The following is a 17465-nucleotide window of genomic DNA, read 5'->3' on the forward strand; positions in this document are numbered from 1 at the left end:
CGCGGCCCTACGCACCAATTGCTGCGTGTTTTCGGCGTTTCTAGACTGATTGCATCGTCTTTCGAACCCCATCCCCAGGAGACAGTCATGCCCAACGCCGCCCTCGCCATCGACGCCGCGTCCACCTCGCCGCATGCGGTCCGCGAAGCGGCCGCGCGGGTATCGCCGCTCGATGCGGTGATCGAGACCGTCGTCGCGCGGCGCGACGAATTCGACCGCCTGTCGCACGTGCCGCGCGACGTGGTCGCGCTGTTCAAGGAGGCCGGCATCTATCGCGCGGGCACGCCGCGCCGCTTCGGCGGCGATGCGCTCGCGCCCACCGCGTTCCTCGACATGATCGAGCGGATCGCGACCGCCGACGGGTCGGCCGCGTGGGTCGCGAGCTTCGGCTCGGCCAACGTCTATCTCGCCGCGCTGCCGCTCGCCACGCAGGCCGAGCTGTACGCGAGCGGCCCCGACCAGGTGTTCGCGGGCGGGCTGTTCCCGGTGCAGCCCGCGCAGGCGGCACCCGGCGGCTGGCGCGTGAACGGCACGTGGAAATTCGCGAGCGGCTGCAAGGGCGCCGACTGGCTCGGCGTCGGCATCGCGGTGCCCGGCGCGCAGGATGCCGCGCCGAACAAGCCGCGCACGGCCGTGTTCCGCGCCGCTGAAGTCGAGATCGTCGAGAACTGGAGCGTGGTCGGCATGCAAGGCACCGGCAGCCACGACCTGCGCGTCGACGACCGCTTCGTGCCCGACGCGTGGACCTTCGTGCGCGGTGGCGAGGCGACCATCGACGAGCCGCTGTACCGCTATCCGACCGTCGCGTATGCGGCGCAGGTGCTCGCCGTGGTCAACCTCGGGCTGGCGCGCGCGGCGCTCGACGTCGCGAACCGGATGTCGGGCGGCCGCCAGACGACCACCGGCGCGCCGCGCCTCGCCGACCGCGCGTATTTCCGCATCGAGCTCGCGAAGGCCGAGGCGCAACTGCGCTCGGCACGCGCATTCTTCTACGACGCGACCGACTCGGTCTGGCAATCGATCCTCGCAGGGAACCCCGTGACGCCCGAGCAGGTCAGCCTGCTGCGGCTCGCCGCCACGCATATCGCCCGCGAAGGCGCGAGCGTCGTCGAGCGCGCGTACCGCCTCGGCGGCACGGCCGCGATCTATCGCTCGCATCCGCTGCAGCGCCTCTTGCGCGACGCGATGGTCGTCACGCAGCACGCGTTTCTCGGCGAAGGCAACTTCGACGGCGCGGGCGCGGTATTCACCGGCGTCACGCCGTTTCCCGGCTATCTGTAATCCGCGTCGATCCGCTTCGACGCCGCCCAACACATTCTTCAGGAGAACCTGTCATGTCCGATTCGAATCCGCTGCCGCTGCGCGTGCTGTTCTGCTGCGGCGTGTCGCAAAATTTCTTCGACCTGCCGCGCGAGAAGATCGGCGAAGTGTGGCAAGCGTACGGCGCGATGCTCGCCGCCGTCGAGGCGATGCCCGGCGTGCGCGTGCTCGGCGTGATGGATGACGATCGCCTCGTCGTCGGCCAGGCCGACGGCGCGCCGTGGACGTTCTACATCATGGCCGACGTCGCCGACTTCGACACGGCGGTCGCGGTCTGCAACCTGTATCGCACGACGCCCGTCGGCGAATACAACCTGTGGCGCTACGGCAAGATCGAGGCACGCGTCGGCCGTGCGCTGACCGTGCCGCCGGCCACGCGCCCCGCGTCGTGAGGCGCACGATGACCGGACCCGATTCGTCACGCGCGCTCGAAGCGCTCGAAGGGCTCGAGCGGCGCGTCGCGGCACTCGACGCCGAACGCGCGGTGCGCGCGGCGATCACGCGCTACATGGCGCTGTGCGACGTGCCCGAGGAGGCCGGCGACGGCCCGGCGCTCGCCGCGCTGTTCACAGCCGACGCGGTGTGGGAAGGCATCGGCCCGCAGTACGCGCGCAAGTTCGGCCGCCTCGAAGGCACGGATGCGATCGTCGCGATGCTGCGCCGCTATCTGCCGCCCGTCCCGCATTTCACGGCGAACCTGCACTTCCTGACGTCGGAGTCGATCGACGTCGGCGCCGATCATGCAAGCGCGCGCGGCCGCTGGATCATGCTGCAGGCGTCGCGCCATGCGGACGGCACGGCCGAGCTGATCGCCGCGCGGCTGACCGTCGATTTCGCGCCGGCCGAGGACGGCTCGGCCTGGCTGATCCGGCATTTCCGCACCGAGCGCGTGCTCGACGGCCCGTGGCCGCTCGCCGCCGCGCCGCGATCCTGAACCCTTTCACTCCGCTCGCACGCCATCGCACCATGACAGGCTTCATCGACACCTTCACGCTGGGCGGCCCGGGCCCGACGATCGCGATCAAGGACACGATCGACATCGCCGGCCATCCGACCCGCGCGGCCAGCCGCGCGCTCACCGACGCGCCGCCCGCCACGCGGCACGCGGACGCGGTCCGCCTGCTGCTCGACGCCGGCTGGCAGATTGCCGGCAAGGCGAACATGCACGAGCTCGCGTTCGGCATGACCGGCATCAACGACTACACCGGCACGCCGGTCAATCCGCAGGACCCGACACGCATTCCGGGCGGCTCATCGAGCGGCTCGGCGTCGCTCGTCGGGCTCGGTGTCGTCGACGCCGCGCTCGGCACCGATACCGGCGGCTCGATTCGCGGGCCGGCCGCGTGCTGCGGCGTAACCGGGCTCAAGCCGACGTTCGGCCGCGTGTCGCGGCGCGGCGTCGCGCCTGCCGACACCACGCTCGATTGCGTCGGGCCGTTCGCGCGCGACGTCCGCACGCTCGCGGCCGTGATGGCCGCCATCGCACCGGGCTTCGATCGGGCGCGCGCGACGGCGCCCGTTGCCGGCTGCACGGTCGCGCGCGTGATCGTCGATGCCGATCCGGCCATCGCCGCCGCGCTCGACGCCGCGGTGCGCGCGTCGGGCCTGCGCGCGCACGATGTCGTGCTCGACGAACTGCCTGCCGCGTTCGCGGCGGGGCTCGCCGTCATCAACGCGGAAACGTCGCGTGCATTCGGTCGTCTCGTCGAAACCGGCCAGCTCGGCGCCGATCTCGATGCGCGGCTGCGCACGGCCGCGCAGACGACACCGGCCGCGCTCGCCGAAGCCGAAGCCGTGCGCGCGCGCTTCACCGCGCAGGTCGACGCCGCGCTCGAACGCGCGGACGTGCTGGTGCTGCCGACCTTGCCCGCGTTGCCGATCACGCTTCAACAGGCACGCGACGGCGTGTCGGTCATCGCGATGTCGTCGCTGATCCGGCCGTTCAACCTGAGCGGCCATCCAGCGCTCAGCCTGCCGCTGCCGCTCGCGGGAACACCGCTGAAGGCCGGATTGCAGATCGTCGGACGCAAGGGCGCGGACGAACAGGTGTGCGCCGTCGCCGCGCACTTCGAGGCGGCACTCGCCGCATGAACCACGATGCGGGCGCCGCTTCGGCCACGCGCCCTCGAACCAGGGAATCACGCACCATGTCAGATCGAGTCGTCCTCGTCACCGGCGCCGCGCGCGGGCTCGGCGCCGTCATCGCCGAACGCTTTCATGCGGCCGGCTATCGCGTCGCGCTGGCCGACATTGCCGTCGACGCCATTCACGCACATGCGCGCGACCTCGACGCAAGCGGCGAACGCGCGATCGCACTGCCGCTCGACGTCACGTCGAAGCGCGACTTCGAAGCCGCGCGCGATGCGCTCGTCGCGCGCTGGGGCACGATCGACGTGCTCGTCAACAATGCCGGCGCATCGAAGGTCGTGCCCGCGATGGAGATCACGGCCGAGCAGTTCGACCAGGTGATCGACGTGAACCTGCGCAGCGTGCTGTTCGGTTGCCAGGTGTTCGGCCAGTACTTCGCGACGCGCGGCGCGGGCCGCATCGTCAACATCGCATCGCTCGCCGGGCAGAACGGCGGCTCGGCGACCGGCGCGCATTATGCGGCCGCGAAGGGCGGCACGCTGACGCTGACCAAGGTGTTCGCGCGCGACCTCGCCGCGCAGGGCGTGACCGTCAACGCGATCTCGCCGGGCCCGCTCGATTTGCCGATCGTCTACGAGAGCGTCGCGCCGGACAAGCTGCGGCAGGTGCTCGCGAGCCTGCCGGGCGGCAAGCTCGGGTCGGCCGGCTTCGTCGCGGATGCGGCCGTGCTGCTCGCGTCGGACGACGCGCATTTCGCGAATGGCGCGTGCTGGGACATCAACGGCGGGTTGTACATGCGTTGAGCCGCGGCATGCGGAGATCGCGCGGTGCCGACCGGTTTCGAGCGGTGCCGCGCGCGATGCACGTGCGCGCGGGGACGCAGTCGTGTACGGGCCGGGCCGCGACCGCTAGCGCGGCGATTCCCCGTCGTCGCCCCACACGACCATCACGTCGCGCACGAGCGCGGCGATCGACGTCGCGCCGAGCTTCTCCTTGATGCTCGCACGATGCACGTCGACGGTCTTCACGCTGATCGACAGGTCCGACGCGATCTGCTTGCTGCCCTTGCCGTCGACGACGCCGCGCAGCACTTCCTTCTCGCGTGCGGTCAACGCATCGAGCCGCTGGCGCAGCTCGCGGTGACGCTGGTCGACCGCGTGCCGCTGCTGCGCGAGCCGCAGTGCGCGTTGCACACGCTCGAGCATCTGTTGCGAGTTGTACGGTTTCTCGACGAAGTCGATCGCGCCGTTCTGCAGTGCGCGCACCGACATCGGGATGTCGCCGTGCCCGCTGACGAAGATCACCGGCAGCGTCGCGCCGCGCGCGTTCAGCTCCGCCTGCACGTCGAAACCGCTTTTCTCCGGCATCCGCACGTCGAGCACCAGGCATGCGGGCAGGTTCACGTCGAAGCGCGCGAGAAAGTCGGCGGCGTTCGCGAAGCCTTCGGACGCGATGCCGACCGATTCGAGCAACCAGGCGAGCGACGTCCGCATGCCGCTGTCGTCGTCGACGATGTATACGATCGGAGCGGGTGACGTCATCGGGGTGTCTCGCAAGATATCGGTATGGGTGTCGCACGCGCCGCGGGGGATGCAAGCGTCGTTCGTCAGGGGTGTGCGGTACATCATAACGAGCCGAAAATGCGCTGAATACCCTTTTGCGTACCGCGCGAACGCCCGATCGCGATTTTTCCCGCACACCGCGCCGCGCATCTAGGTAGAACCTTTAGACGCGTTGGCGGGAACGCCAGCTTCGGCATCAATCGTGCGAATGTTCGCCGGCTTTTTCGCGACGTACGCTTGGGTCATCGTCGACGATCCGCTGCCGCATCGACGGCATGCGCGATCACCACCCTCATTCACCCTGGAGCGCCCATGTCCGCAACGACCGATACCCCGCAACCGGCGCGCGCCGAACCGACCGACGCGCAAAAGGCCTTCCGGCAAGCGATGGCCCACCTCGGCGCGGCCGTCAACGTGATCACGACCGCGGGGCCGCACGGCCGCTGCGGGATCACCGCAAGCGCCGTCTGCTCCGTCACCGATGCGCCGCCGACGCTGCTCGTGTGCCTGAACCGGTCGAGCGCGATGCATGCGATCTTCGAGCGCAATCGCCACGTGTGCATCAACGTGCTGCCGGCCGAGCACGAACTGCTCGCGCGGCATTTCGCGGGGCTCACCGAACTGCCGATGGAACGCCGCTTCGCGCTGCCGGTGTGGGATCGCGGCGAGCAGGACGTGCCCGTGCTGCGCGACGCGCTCGCGAGCCTGCAGGGCACGATCGCCGAGATGAAGGAAGTCGGCTCGCACTCGGTGATGTTCATCGAGGCGACGTCGATCCGCGTGCGCCACGACGGCGACAGCCTCATCTACTTCAGCCGCGCATTCCATCGCGTGTCGCGCACGGCCTGCGTGCGGTAACGGTCAGGGAAACGAACACGGTGCCGCGCTCGCCGGACGCGAGCGCACGCCGGGCTACGCCGCCGCCCGCAACGCGCGCTGTCCGGCCGCGAGGGCCGCGCCCGCGAACAGCGTCAGTGCCGAATAAACGAGCCCGCGCGCGAGCCCCGCGCTGTCCGACACCCAGCCGATCGCGACAGGCCCGGCGATCTGCCCGAACGCGAAGATCGTCGTGAACGCGCTGATGCCCTTCGCCCAGCCCTCCGGCGGCAGGTTGTGGCGCACGAACGCGGTCGTCGACGCGACCGCCGACAGGAACGTCGCGCCGAACAGCAGGCCCGACGCGAACGCGGCCGCCGGATGCACGAACAGCGCCGGCATCAGCGTCGCCACGCCGAGGAGCGCATTGAGCACGGCCAGCGACTGGCCGCCGCGCATCCGGTCGAGCAGCCCCGACCACAGCCGCGCCGACACGACGGTCGCGACGCCGAGCATCACGTAGAACGCGGACACCACCGCCCCGCTCATCCCCGCGCCGCGCAGCAGCGCGACGATGAACGTCATGTACCCGATGTAGCCGACGCCGAACAGGCCGTAGCCCGCGAGCGCGAGTGCGAAGCGCGCGGGATGCGCGGCCGCCACCGGCGCGGCGCCGTCGCGCCGCACGGCCGGTGCCGCGTGCGCGCGCTCGATGTGATGCGCGGCCGACACGGCCAGCACCGAGAACAGCACGCATGCGGCGGCGAGCGCGAACCACGCGGGCTGCCAGCCGTGCGCGTGCTGCGCGCGCTGCACGAGCGTCGCGGGCACGAGCAGCGACGACGCGACGATGCCCCACCCGGTGCCGCCGTAATAGAGCCCGAGCAGCAACCCCGCATCGCGCGGCGACGCGGACGCAAGCCGCGCGGCCAGCACACCGCCGCTGATGAAGATCAGCGCGCTGCCGACGCCCGTCGCGAGCCGCTCGACGAGCAGCGCGTTCATGCCGGACGTGAGCCCGCATGCGGCCATCAGCACCGCGGTCAGCGCGCAGCCGGCCGCGAGCAGCGTGCCGGTGCGCCAGCGCCGCGACAGGAACGGGAAGATGAGCGCGCCGATCAGGTAGCCGGCCGCGTTGGCCGTGTTCAGCGCGCCGGCCTGCGCGAAGCTCCAGCCGAGATCGGCCTTCATCGGCGGCAGCAACAGCGCATACGAGAAGCGCGCGAGGCCCAGCGCGATCGCGCTGCCGAGCGACAGGCAGATCGCGAGCCGCCACGCGGCCATCCGGTCGGGTTCGGTGGCGCCGGCGTCCGGCCGTGCCCGGCCGGCGTGTTCCGGTTGCGGCGCTGCGCGCATCGCGGTGTCTCCATCGTGGTTCGAGGCCGGTACGGGCCTGAGGCCCGCAACGTCGACGCGGCTGGACGGCCATGAGCCGTGGCGCCGTCGCTGCGGAATCCGTGTCGTGGCAGGCTCCGATCCCGATTGCCGAGACCGGTGCGCCGATCGACCGATGATACTTGACCGGTCACGAGCCCGGCGTGCGTCAATGGCAGGGATGCCGGGTGCACCGCCCGGAACCGGGGCGCGACGACACCCGGCCTCCACTACGCGCCCAGTCCGGCGGTAAAAGCAGTGAAAAGCGCACGCCCCTCGTCCCACCCCGCCAGCCCGGAAGCGGCATTCAAATGGCCGCGCGCGCCGAGCACCAGCGGTTTCGCGCCGCGTTCCGCCGCCCAGGTGATGGCTCGCCCGGACGGGTCGTACGGATCGTCCGAACTGGCGATCGCCATCACCGGCCGGTCGCCGAAATCCTCGTCCGGCAAACGCGCGAACGCCTGTGCGGCAACCGGAAAACGCGGACCGTCCGGATCGGGCACCGCCACGAGAAACGCCCCGTGCACCGGGCGCGCTGCAGCGGCACGCCAATGCGCGAACAACAGACACCCGAGGGAATGGCACACCACGACCGGCGGCGTCCGGGCCTCCGCGACGGCCGCGTCGAGCGCCGCGATCCAGTCGCTCAAGTCGGGCGTATCCCACGACGCCGGCGCAATGCGTGTGGCGCCCGGAAGCGCCGTCTCCCAGTGGGTCTGCCAGTGATCCGCGTCCGAGTTGCCGATCCCCGGCACGATGACGATGCGTCGATCCATTCCCGCCTCCATGAACATGAGAGCGCCCAGTCTGACCTGCGGGACTGCTGCGCGGAATGGCAAGTCATCGGATATTGAGACAGAATCCCGATGAATTAACGGAACAGGAATGCAGAGATGCCCGACGGAGAACTGGATCGCCTGGATATTTCGATCATCGAAGCGCTGCAGGAGAATGCGCGCACGCCGTTGTCCGAAGTCGGCCGGCGCATCGGCCTGTCACAGCCGGCGACGTCGGAGCGCGTCAAGCGCCTGGAGGAACGCGGCATCATCGCCGGCTACACCGCGCGGATCGATCCGGCCGCGCTCGGGTTGGGAATGATGGCCATCATCCGGCTGAGAACGACGCACGAGCACATCAAGCCCGCGTTGAGTGCGTTTGCCGACATGCCGCACGTCATCGAGATTCACCGGATGACCGGGGAGGACTGTTTCCTGCTGAAGGTGCTCGTGCCGACGCCCGGTCAGCTCGAAACCATCATCGACGCGATTGCCCGCTTCGGCGCGGTCACGACTTCACTGGTCCTCCGGTCCGAGCCGGTCAAGCCGCTCGGCAAGGCACTGCTGGGCTGAAGCCGGCAATGGTCCGGCGTTGCGCCGGGACCGATCGAAAACGATGCAAATCGAAATGATCGGCGCGATTGGATTCCAGATTTAAAAAATCGCGGAATCGATTAATCATTCACGGCCCCGATATTCGATAAAAAATCCGCACGCTTCGTGATTCGATTTATTCACCTCCCTCCCGCGATGCGCTCCCACTCCTGCATGTTTAGCACGCCACGGCTAAAAACCTTGCAACGCATTGCATTCCTCAAATCGTCAGACTAATATCGACGCCACTCGTCCGGTATTCAAAAAATTCCGGACGAGCGGCGGTAATCCCTTTACCGCGCTTTCATGTTGAATCGCTCATGTTCACCACAGGAGAATTGACATGCAGGAAACCCGGCAGATCGAATTGCTTGACTGGATGCAGGAAGACACGCACCCCGAGGCCGTCGACATGATGGTCGAGGATGCCGTGGTGCCGTTCGGCACCGCGCTCTGGCCGGTCTGAGCGGCCAGCCCGTTCCCGCGGAAGGGCTGCGGCCCTTCCGCCGCTTCCGGAGACACGCATGCTGAACCTGCACCGCGCGCTGGGTTTTCACCCGGCGCTGCGCGACAAGCTCGCACGCGGCGAGACGGGCAAACTGCTGGTCGGCTACGACACCCGCAACCGCGACACCGCATTGCGCGCGTTTTCCGCCCTGCCCGACTCGCTCGACGCGACGACCCTCTGCCTCGAAAGCACCCCGCCCGCGGAGATCACCGCCGCGCTCGCGCACGCCGACCTGTTCGTGCTGCTGTACGACTCGTCGTGCCTGCCGACGCCGTCGCCGAGCGGCCCGCCGTTCCTCGCCGCGATCCGTCCCGCGATCGTCGAGCACTGGAGCAAGTCGGTGCTGTTCAAGGATTACGGCCCGCATCTCGACGAGGCGTTCGCCGAATCGCTCGACGACATCGCCGCGCGCAACGGCCGGTTGATCGAAGCAGCCGCGCGCGCATCGCAGATCCACTTCATCGACGAAGTCGGCAACACGCTGACCGGTTCGCTCGCGCCCGGCCAGAAATGGACGAGCGTGGACGGGATGGGCAATCTCGACGTCGTGCCCGGCGAGATCGCGACGCATGTCACCGACCTGCACGGCTCGATCATGTTCAGCGGCACGTTTCTCGGCACCGTGCCGTTCGCGATCAAGTACCGCGTGGCGGAGCGGCTCGCGACACTGCATGTCGAAGACAGCCTGATCGTCGATTTCGACAGCGACGACGCGGGCTTCCGGCGCGACTTCACGGCGTATCTCGACCGGCATGACAATCACCGGCGCATCGAGGAATTCGGCATCGGCACGAACCTCGGTATCCGCGGGCTGTACGGCCGCAACGCCGGCTTCGAGGAACGCCATCCGGGCCTGCATCTCGGCCTCGGCGGCGGCGCGAACGGCAGCCATCACCTCGACCTGATCTTCGCGCGCGGCACGCTCGCGTTCGACGAGCGGATCGTGTTCGACGGCGCGTTCGCCGTCTGACGCCGGAATCAGGCTTCGGCGGCCACCGTGTCGCCGAGCCACTTGAACATCACGAGGCAGTCGACGAAGCCGAGCCGCGCATGACGATACGCGCGCGGCAGGCGGCCGACGATCTCGAAGCCGAGCTTCTGCCACAACGCGACCGCCACTTCGTTCGTCGCGACCACCGAGTTGAACTGCATCGCGAGGAAGCCGCGTTCGCGGGCCACCTGCTGCGAGTGCTCGCACATCAGGCGTGCGACGCCCTTGCCGCGCGCGGCCTCGCTGACCATATAGCCGCAGTTGCACACGTGATTGCCGGGGCCCGCCGCGTTCGCCTTCAGGTAGTACGAGCCGAGCAGCACGCCGTCCTCCTCGGCGACCCACGTGCAGAGCGGCGCGTCGAGCCACAGCGCGCGGGCAGCTTCGCGCGTCGGCGCCGGATCGAATGCGTAGGTCTCCTGCGCGGCGACGATCGCGTGGTACGTGGGCCAGAAGCGGGGGAAGTCGTCTGCGGTCATCGGGCGAAGCGTGATCATGCGGGTTCTCTCGTGAATGGGTTGGGAATCATGCGCGTGGCGCGACACCGCGTCAGTGCGTCAGTGCGGGCCGCCGTCGCGCAGCAGGCCGCTGCGATAGGTGCCCGGCGGCACACCATACCAGCGCTTGAACGCCTGCGAGAAACTCGACAGGTCGCTGAAGCCGAGCCGCTCGGCGACTTCCGTCAGCGACAGGCGTGCATCGCCGAGCAGCGTCTCGGCCATCGCGCCGCGCGCCTGCGCGAGCAGCGTGCGAAACGTCGTGCCTTCTTCCTGCAGCCGGCGCTTCAGCGTGCGCGGGCTCGTGTTCATCAGCCGCGCCATGTCCTCGAGCGAGAACGGCACGTTGCCGGGCGTCGCCGTCAGGTATTGCCGCACCATCTCCGACGTGCCGACCCGCGCGCGCCGCGCTTCGACCAGTTGGCCGCACATCTGCTCGCACATCGAGACCGTCAGCGGGTTCGCATGCGGCAGCGGCCGGTCGAGAAACGCGCGGTCGAAGACGAGGCTGTTCGTGCGCGCGCCGAACGCGGGTTCGACGCCGGCGATGCGCGGTGCGGGTGCACGTGTGGACGCGGATGCACTCGCCGCGCTCGCGGCCTGCATCGTGAAGCGCGACAACGCGAAATCGCCGCCGCCGATTTCCTGCAGCAGCACGGCCGCGGCCGCCATGTCGCGCTCGACGAGGAACCGGCTCAGGTCGGCATCGAGCTCCGGCGCGCCGAAATTGAGCACGCACGCCTGCGGCTCCTCGCGATACGTGATCACCGTGAACGCATACGTGAGCGGCAGGAAGCGCATCGCGAGCGCCAGCGCGTCGCGCGCGGTTGCGCTCGCGATCAGTCCGTAACCCCACACGCCGTAAGCGGAGAAGTGATAGCGCTGCCCGAGCTCGAACCCGAGGCCCGGCGTGCGCCCGAGCGCGCGCAACAGGTTGCCGGTCAGCCGCAGTTCCTGCGCGGCCGTCACCTCGACGTTCGGATCGTCGAGCTGCGCGTCCGCGAGGCCCGTGCCGGCCAGCAACGTCGTGCGCGGCACGCCGCGTTCGCCGCCGAAATCGACCAGCAGCCGCGCGCTGGCCGGACTCCGGGTGAAGTCCCAGAAGCTCATGCGGAGAAACCCTCGAAGCGCCGATTTGGCCCAAATACTAAAACAATTGTCCCGAAGCAGCATTGGTGTTTTCCCATGCGGCCCGCACCATCGGCGTCATCAGTCGTCGCCTGAACGACGCCAACGCCCTTCGGAGGAGACACCATGCGACCGAGTCGCCCACCCGATCTCGCGGCCCGCTTCGAACGCCAGCGCGAAGCATTCGCCCGCGACCCCGCCCCGCCGCTCGCGATCCGCCTGTCGCGACTCGATCGCCTGCGCGCGCTGCTCGATACGCACGAAGCGTCGATCGTGCGCGCGATCGACGCCGATTTCGGCGGACGCTCCGCGCACGAAACACGTCTCGCCGAACTCTTCGTCGTTCGAAGCGGCCTGCGCCATGCCCGCGCGCACTTGCGGCACTGGATGCGCGAACGCCGCGTGCCGACCGCACCGCACTTCCGGCCCGGCTACAACCGGCTCGCGCCGCAGCCGCGCGGCGTCGTCGGCGTGATGGCCCCGTGGAACTACCCGCTTCAGCTCGCGATCGGCCCCGCGGTCGCGGCGCTCGCCGCCGGCAACCGCGTGCTGGTCAAGCCGTCGGAGCTGACGCCGAGGCTGTCGGCCCTGCTCGACACGCTCGTCGCCGACGCGTTCGATGCCGACGAGTTGGGCATCGTGACGGGCGACGTCGACACCGCGAAGGCATTCGCGCGCCTGCCGTTCGACCATCTGTTCTTCACCGGCTCGACCGCGGTCGGGCGCGACGTCGCGCAAGCCGCGGCCGAGAACCTGACGCCCGTCACGCTGGAACTCGGCGGCAAGTCGCCCGCGATCCTCGACCCGTCGTGCGACGTCGCGCACGCGGCCGGGCGCATCGCGTTCGGCAAGCTGCTCAATGCCGGCCAGACCTGCATCGCGCCCGACTATCTGCTGGTCCCGGCCGGCACCGCCGAGACCGTCGCCGCGCGCCTGTCGGACGCGATCGCGCGCCGCTACCCGACGCTCGCCGGCAACCCCGACTACACGGCGATCATCGGCGCGCGGCATCGCGACCGCCTCGCGGCGCTGGTCGACGACGCGCGCGACGGCGGCGCGCACGTGCTCGAAGTCAATCCGGCCGGCGAACGCTTCGCCGCGGGCTCGCGCAAGTTCGCGCCGACGCTCGTGCTCGGCGCGCGCGACACGATGCGGGTGATGCGCGAGGAGATCTTCGGCCCCGTGCTGCCGATCGTCGAATACGCGGACCTCGACGACGCGATCGATCGCGTGAATCGCGGCCCGCGCCCGCTCGCGCTGTACTGGTTCGGCCGCGATGCCGCGCGCCGCGACCGCGTGCTGCGGGAAACCGTGTCGGGCGGCGTCACGGTCAACGACTGCCTGTGGCATCTCGCGCAGGAACACCAGCCGTTCGGCGGCGTCGGCCCGAGCGGCATCGGCGCGTATCACGGCAAATGGGGCTTCGACACCTTCAGCCATCACAAGCCGGTGTTCCACCAGGCACGCCGCAGCGGCACCGCGCTGTTCCACCCGCCGTACGGCAGGACTTTCGCGCTGCTGCTGCGCGTGCTGACGCGCATCGCGTGATCCATCGACCATCGGGAGACGATTCCATGAGCAAGACTTTCGACTACATCGTCGTCGGCGGCGGTTCGGGCGGATGCGTCGTCGCAGGGCGACTGACCGAGGACCCGGCCGCGACCGTCTGCGTACTCGAGGCCGGCGGCCGCGGCGACGGCACGGTCGTCAACGTGCCGACCGGCGCGGTCGCGATGCTGCCGACCCGCATGAACAACTGGGCGTTCGACACCGTGCCGCAGCCGGGGCTCGGCGGGCGCATCGGCTATCAGCCGCGCGGCAAGGCGCTGGGCGGTTCGTCCGCGATCAACGCGATGGTCTACATTCGCGGCCATCGCGTCGACTACGACGGCTGGGCGGCGCTCGGCAACGCAGGCTGGTCCTACGACGACGTGCTGCCGTACTTTCGCCTGAGCGAGCACAACGAGCGCTTCGACGACGCATTTCACGGCCGCGACGGCCCGCTGTGGGTCAGCGACCTGCGCACCGGCAACCCGTTCCATGCACGCTACCTGGAAGCAGCGCGGCAGGCGGGCCTGCCCCTCACCGACGACTTCAACGGCGCACGGCAGGAAGGCGTCGGCATCTACCAGGTCACGCAGAAACACGGCGAGCGGTGGAGCGCGGCGCGCGCGTATTTGCTGCCGCACGTCGGCCGTCGCGACAACCTGACGGTCGAGACGCACGCGCAGGTGTTGCGCATCCTGTTCGACGGCACGCGTGCGACAGGCGTCGAGGTGCGGCAGCACGGCGAAGTCCGCACGCTGCGCGCGCGGCGCGAAGTCGTGCTCGCGGCCGGCGCGCTGCAGACGCCTCAACTGCTGATGCTGTCGGGCGTCGGTCCGGCCGGCGAACTGCAGCGGCTCGGCATTCCGGTGCGCGCCGACCTGCCCGGCGTCGGCCGCAACCTGCAGGATCATCCGGACTTCATCCTCGGCTACCGCACGCGCAGCCCCGACACGATGGGCGTGTCCGCGCGCGGCGGCCTGCGCATGCTGCGCGAGTTCGCGCGCTTTCGCCGCGAACGGCGCGGGATGCTGACGTCGAATTTCGCGGAAGGCGGCGGCTTCCTCAAGACGCGTGCCGACCTCGATGCACCCGACATCCAGCTGCACTTCGTCGTCGCGCTCGTCGACGATCATGCGCGCCGGCTGCACGCCGGCCACGGGCTGTCGTGCCACGTGTGCCTGCTGCGGCCGCGCAGCCGCGGCTCGGTCACGCTGCACGGCGCCGATCCGCTCGCCGCGCCGCGCATCGACCCCGCGTTCTTCGACGATCCGCGCGACCTCGACGACATGGTCGCCGGCTTCCGGCTCACGCGCCGGCTGATGGAAGCGCCGGCACTCGCCGAATGGACCACGCGCGATCTGTTCACCGCGAACGTGACGACCGACGACGAGATCCGCGACGTGCTGCGCCGGCGCACCGACACCGTGTATCACCCGGTGGGCACCTGCCGGATGGGGCGCGACGCGCTCGCGGTCGTCGATCCGCAATTGCGCGTGCACGGCGTGCAGGGGCTGCGCATCGTCGATGCGTCGGTCATGCCGACGCTGATCGGTGGCAACACCAACGCGCCGACGATCATGATCGCCGAGAAGGCCGTCGACCTGATCCGCGGCGTGCGGCGTGTGCCGGCATGCTCGACTGTCGACACCGAATACGAACCGGCCGATGGGCCAATGCATCGCGACACCGTTCCCGCGTCGCACGACGCGATCCAGCCCGAGGAAACCCGCCATGTCGTCGCCTGAAGCTTCCCGTTCCGCCGAATCGGCCGCGCCGCTGTCGGCGATCATCATCGGCGCCGGCTTCGCCGGCATCGGCATGGCCGTCGCGCTGCAACGCGCCGGCATTCACGACTTCGTGATCGTCGAACGCTCGCACGACGTCGGCGGCGTGTGGCGCGACAACCGCTACCCGGGCGCCGCGTGCGACGTGCCCTCGCATCTGTACTCGTTCTCGTTCGAGCCCAACCCGAACTGGTCGCGCATATTCGCGCCGCAGCCCGAAATCTACGCGTACCTGCAGCATTGCGCGCGCAAGTACGGCCTCGCGCGCCATCTGCGGTTCGGCGCCGAGGTCGCGCACGCGCAGTACGACGAAGCCCGTGCGCTGTGGGATGTCACGCTCGTCGACGGCACGACGCTCAGTGCCGCCGTGCTCGTCAGCGGCACCGGCCAGTTGAGCCGCCCCGCGATGCCCGACTTGCCCGGCATCGACACGTTCCGCGGCCGTGCCTTCCACTCCGCGCACTGGGACCACGACTATCCGCTCGCGGGCAAGCGCGTCGCCGTGGTCGGTACCGGCGCATCGGCGATCCAGTTCGTCCCCGCGATCGCCGGCGACGTCGAGCGCCTCGTCGTGTTCCAGCGTTCGCCCGCCTACGTGATCCCGCGCCCGGACCGCGCGTATCGTCCGTGGGAGCAGGCACTGCTCCGCCGGCTGCCGTGGGCGATGAAGCTGCATCGCGCGGCGATCTACGTGCGCTACGAGTCCCGTGCGATCGCGTTCACGCGGCTGCACGGGCTGATGGATGTCGCGGTCGGCCGGCCGTTCCGCAAGCTGCTCGCGCGCGACGTGCGCGACCCCGCGCTGCGCGATCGGCTCACGCCCGACTATCCGATCGGCTGCAAGCGGCTCCTGCTGTCGAGCGACTATCTCGCCACGATCGGCCGCGACAACGTCGCACTCGTCACGCAGCGCATCCGGCTCGTGACCGAAACCGGCATCGAGACCGACGACGGCGTGCACCATCCGGTCGACGCGATCGTCTACGGCACCGGTTTCGCGGCGACCGAGTTCCTGTCGCCGATGCGCATCACGGGCCGCGACGGACTCGACCTGAACGACGCATGGCGCCGCGGCGCGCAGGCCTATCTCGGGCTCACCGTGCCGGGCTTCCCGAACTTCTTCATGCTGTACGGCCCGAATACCAATCTCGGCCACAACTCGATCGTCTACATGCTCGAGAGCCAGATCGCGCACGTGATGCGCTGCGTGCGCGCGATGCGGCGCGACGGCGCGCGCGCGATCGACGTCGATCCGCGTCGCTACCGGCGCTACAACGCGCACGTGCAGCAGCGGCTCGAAGGCTCGGTGTGGAGCGGCTGCAAGAGCTGGTACGTCGATGCGTCGGGGCACAACAGCACGAACTGGCCGGGCTTCACGCTGACCTATCGATGGATCACGCGCTTCACGGGGCTGTCCGCGTATCGCTTCACGCAACCCGCCACGCCGGCGCACGGCGTCGTCGTCGCGCCACCCGCGGGTCGCGTGGAAGCGCTTGCCGCCGCGTCGCTGCGCGGTTTCCTGCGCGTCGCGTTCCGGCCGCTGATCGGGCCGCCGTTCGGCGCGCGCATGCAGCGCCGCGTCGTCGCGTTGCTGTCGCCGCTGATGCCGGGCGCGGGCGGCACGCTGCGCTACCGGACGTCCGCCGCCGGCGTGCCGGTCGAAGTGATCGCGCCGAAGCGCGGCGACGCGGGCGGTGCGATCCTCTACCTGCACGGCGGCGCGTTCTGTCTCGGCGGCCCGCATACGCATCGCGGCGTGACGACGCGCCTCGCGACCGAAGCCGGCCTGCCCGTGTGGGCGCCCGACTACCGGCTCGCGCCCGAGCATCCGAGCCCGGCGGCGCTCGACGACGCGCTGGCCGCCTACGATGCGTTGCGCGCGCAGGGCCATGCGCCGCACCGGATCGTGCTTGCCGGCGATTCGGCCGGCGGCGCGCTCGCGCTGGCGCTCGCTCTCGCACTGCGCGAGCGTGGCGAACCCGCTGCCGCCGCGCTGCTGCTGATCTCGCCCGTGACCGACCCGGCGCTCGGCGGCGACACGCTCGCGTCGCGCCGCCACGACGATCCGATGATCCGTCGCGGCTGGCTCGAGCAGGGGTTGCGCTGGTATCACGGCGCCGGATCGCTGGCGCCGCGCGGCCCGCTCGACACCGACTTGCGCGGCCTGCCGCCGATGCTGGTGCAGGCGGGCGACCAGGAAGTGCTGCTGTCGGATGCGCGGCGGCTCGCGGAGCATGCGCTTGCCTGCGGCGTGCCGTGTCGGCTGGAGATTCATGCCGCGCGCTGGCATGTGTTTCATCTGCAGGCGTTCTATCTGCGCTCGGCGCGGGACGCGTTGCGGACGCTGGCGGGGTTTGCCGCGCAGCGGGTGGCGGCGACGGCGTAGCGACAATCCGGTGATGCCGGTGATCGAGGCAGCGGTGCACGGCTGCCTCGATCGGCGCTCTTGCAACAATGCGACACCCTCTTGCCAAAACCG

The 17465-nt window shown here is 69.9% G+C and carries 17 protein-coding genes; 12 read left to right on the forward strand and 5 right to left on the reverse strand.

Going from position 1 to position 17465, the window contains the following annotated elements; genetic code table 11:
* The first annotated feature begins 87 nt into the window (after positions 1-87).
* Genes DIE22_RS01870 through DIE22_RS01890 form a run of 5 tightly spaced genes read left to right on the forward strand, consistent with a single transcriptional unit; the run spans position 88 to position 4211 of the window.
* A complete protein-coding gene (locus DIE22_RS01870; protein WP_124604273.1) occupies positions 88-1281 on the forward strand; it encodes an acyl-CoA dehydrogenase family protein in 1194 nt (397 codons plus the stop codon).
* A 53-nt stretch (positions 1282-1334) separates the two neighbouring features.
* A complete protein-coding gene (locus DIE22_RS01875; RefSeq protein WP_124501428.1) occupies positions 1335-1712 on the forward strand; it encodes a hypothetical protein in 378 nt (125 codons plus the stop codon).
* Between the two features lie 8 nt (positions 1713-1720).
* Positions 1721-2254, forward strand: a complete 534-nt coding sequence (locus tag DIE22_RS01880; protein WP_124604275.1) for a nuclear transport factor 2 family protein — start codon at positions 1721-1723, stop codon at positions 2252-2254.
* Between the two features lie 32 nt (positions 2255-2286).
* On the forward strand, positions 2287-3411 hold the full coding sequence (locus DIE22_RS01885) for an amidase (protein ID WP_124604277.1): 1125 nt from the start codon (positions 2287-2289) through the stop codon (positions 3409-3411).
* A gap of 56 nt (positions 3412-3467) precedes the next feature.
* Positions 3468-4211 (forward strand): SDR family NAD(P)-dependent oxidoreductase, encoded by a 744-nt coding sequence (locus tag DIE22_RS01890; protein WP_124604279.1) that lies wholly within the window; start codon positions 3468-3470, stop codon positions 4209-4211.
* A gap of 105 nt (positions 4212-4316) precedes the next feature.
* Here the strand turns inward: DIE22_RS01890 and DIE22_RS01895 are convergent, their stop codons facing one another.
* Positions 4317-4949 carry a response regulator transcription factor gene (locus DIE22_RS01895; protein ID WP_124501424.1) on the reverse strand — a complete coding sequence of 211 codons (633 nt, stop codon included), beginning with the start codon at positions 4947-4949 and terminating at the stop codon, positions 4317-4319.
* Between the two features lie 333 nt (positions 4950-5282).
* Here DIE22_RS01895 and hpaC point away from each other — a divergent pair, with 333 nt between their 5' ends.
* Positions 5283-5828 carry a 4-hydroxyphenylacetate 3-monooxygenase, reductase component gene (gene hpaC, locus DIE22_RS01900; protein ID WP_124501423.1) on the forward strand — a complete coding sequence of 182 codons (546 nt, stop codon included), beginning with the start codon at positions 5283-5285 and terminating at the stop codon, positions 5826-5828.
* Between the two features lie 54 nt (positions 5829-5882).
* Here hpaC and DIE22_RS01905 read toward each other — a convergent pair whose 3' ends face one another.
* Both DIE22_RS01905 and DIE22_RS01910 read right to left on the reverse strand, forming a co-directional pair.
* Positions 5883-7142, reverse strand: coding sequence for a YbfB/YjiJ family MFS transporter (locus tag DIE22_RS01905; RefSeq protein WP_124604281.1), 1260 nt, complete (start codon positions 7140-7142; stop codon positions 5883-5885).
* A gap of 248 nt (positions 7143-7390) precedes the next feature.
* Positions 7391-7936: an alpha/beta hydrolase gene (locus DIE22_RS01910; protein WP_124501421.1), complete on the reverse strand. Its 546-nt coding sequence runs from the start codon at positions 7934-7936 to the stop codon at positions 7391-7393.
* 117 nt (positions 7937-8053) lie between these two features.
* Between DIE22_RS01910 and DIE22_RS01915 the strand changes: the two genes are divergently transcribed.
* The 3 genes from DIE22_RS01915 to DIE22_RS01920 all read left to right on the forward strand — a co-directional run bounded on the left by DIE22_RS01915 (position 8054) and on the right by DIE22_RS01920 (position 10008).
* Entirely contained in the window at positions 8054-8509 is a 456-nt protein-coding gene (locus DIE22_RS01915) for an Lrp/AsnC family transcriptional regulator (RefSeq protein WP_124501420.1), read from the forward strand.
* A gap of 364 nt (positions 8510-8873) precedes the next feature.
* Positions 8874-8996 carry a hypothetical protein gene (locus DIE22_RS38590; protein WP_006752127.1) on the forward strand — a complete coding sequence of 41 codons (123 nt, stop codon included), beginning with the start codon at positions 8874-8876 and terminating at the stop codon, positions 8994-8996.
* Between the two features lie 58 nt (positions 8997-9054).
* Positions 9055-10008, forward strand: coding sequence for a leucyl aminopeptidase (locus DIE22_RS01920; RefSeq protein ID WP_124604283.1), 954 nt, complete (start codon positions 9055-9057; stop codon positions 10006-10008).
* Positions 10009-10016: 8 nt separating this feature from the next.
* Here DIE22_RS01920 and DIE22_RS01925 read toward each other — a convergent pair whose 3' ends face one another.
* Both DIE22_RS01925 and DIE22_RS01930 read right to left on the reverse strand, forming a co-directional pair.
* Positions 10017-10526 carry a GNAT family N-acetyltransferase gene (locus DIE22_RS01925; protein ID WP_124501418.1) on the reverse strand — a complete coding sequence of 170 codons (510 nt, stop codon included), beginning with the start codon at positions 10524-10526 and terminating at the stop codon, positions 10017-10019.
* A gap of 60 nt (positions 10527-10586) precedes the next feature.
* Entirely contained in the window at positions 10587-11636 is a 1050-nt protein-coding gene (locus DIE22_RS01930; protein ID WP_124604284.1) for an AraC family transcriptional regulator, read from the reverse strand.
* A gap of 144 nt (positions 11637-11780) precedes the next feature.
* Between DIE22_RS01930 and DIE22_RS01935 the strand changes: the two genes are divergently transcribed.
* Genes DIE22_RS01935 through DIE22_RS01945 form a run of 3 tightly spaced genes read left to right on the forward strand, consistent with a single transcriptional unit; the run spans position 11781 to position 17372 of the window.
* The gene (locus DIE22_RS01935; protein WP_124501416.1) at positions 11781-13202 is read left to right on the forward strand and encodes a coniferyl aldehyde dehydrogenase; all 1422 of its coding nucleotides are present in this window, start codon (positions 11781-11783) and stop codon (positions 13200-13202) included.
* A 26-nt stretch (positions 13203-13228) separates the two neighbouring features.
* Positions 13229-14947 carry a GMC family oxidoreductase gene (locus DIE22_RS01940; protein WP_124501415.1) on the forward strand — a complete coding sequence of 573 codons (1719 nt, stop codon included), beginning with the start codon at positions 13229-13231 and terminating at the stop codon, positions 14945-14947.
* Entirely contained in the window at positions 14934-17372 is a 2439-nt protein-coding gene (locus tag DIE22_RS01945) for an alpha/beta hydrolase fold domain-containing protein (protein ID WP_124604286.1), read from the forward strand. The genes DIE22_RS01940 and DIE22_RS01945 overlap by 14 nt, the downstream gene beginning before the upstream one ends.
* Positions 17373-17465 lie beyond the last annotated feature (93 nt).

It is taken from the genome of Burkholderia sp. Bp9142 (assembly GCF_003853415.1).
In the GTDB taxonomy this organism is placed as follows: Bacteria; Pseudomonadota; Gammaproteobacteria; order Burkholderiales; family Burkholderiaceae; genus Burkholderia.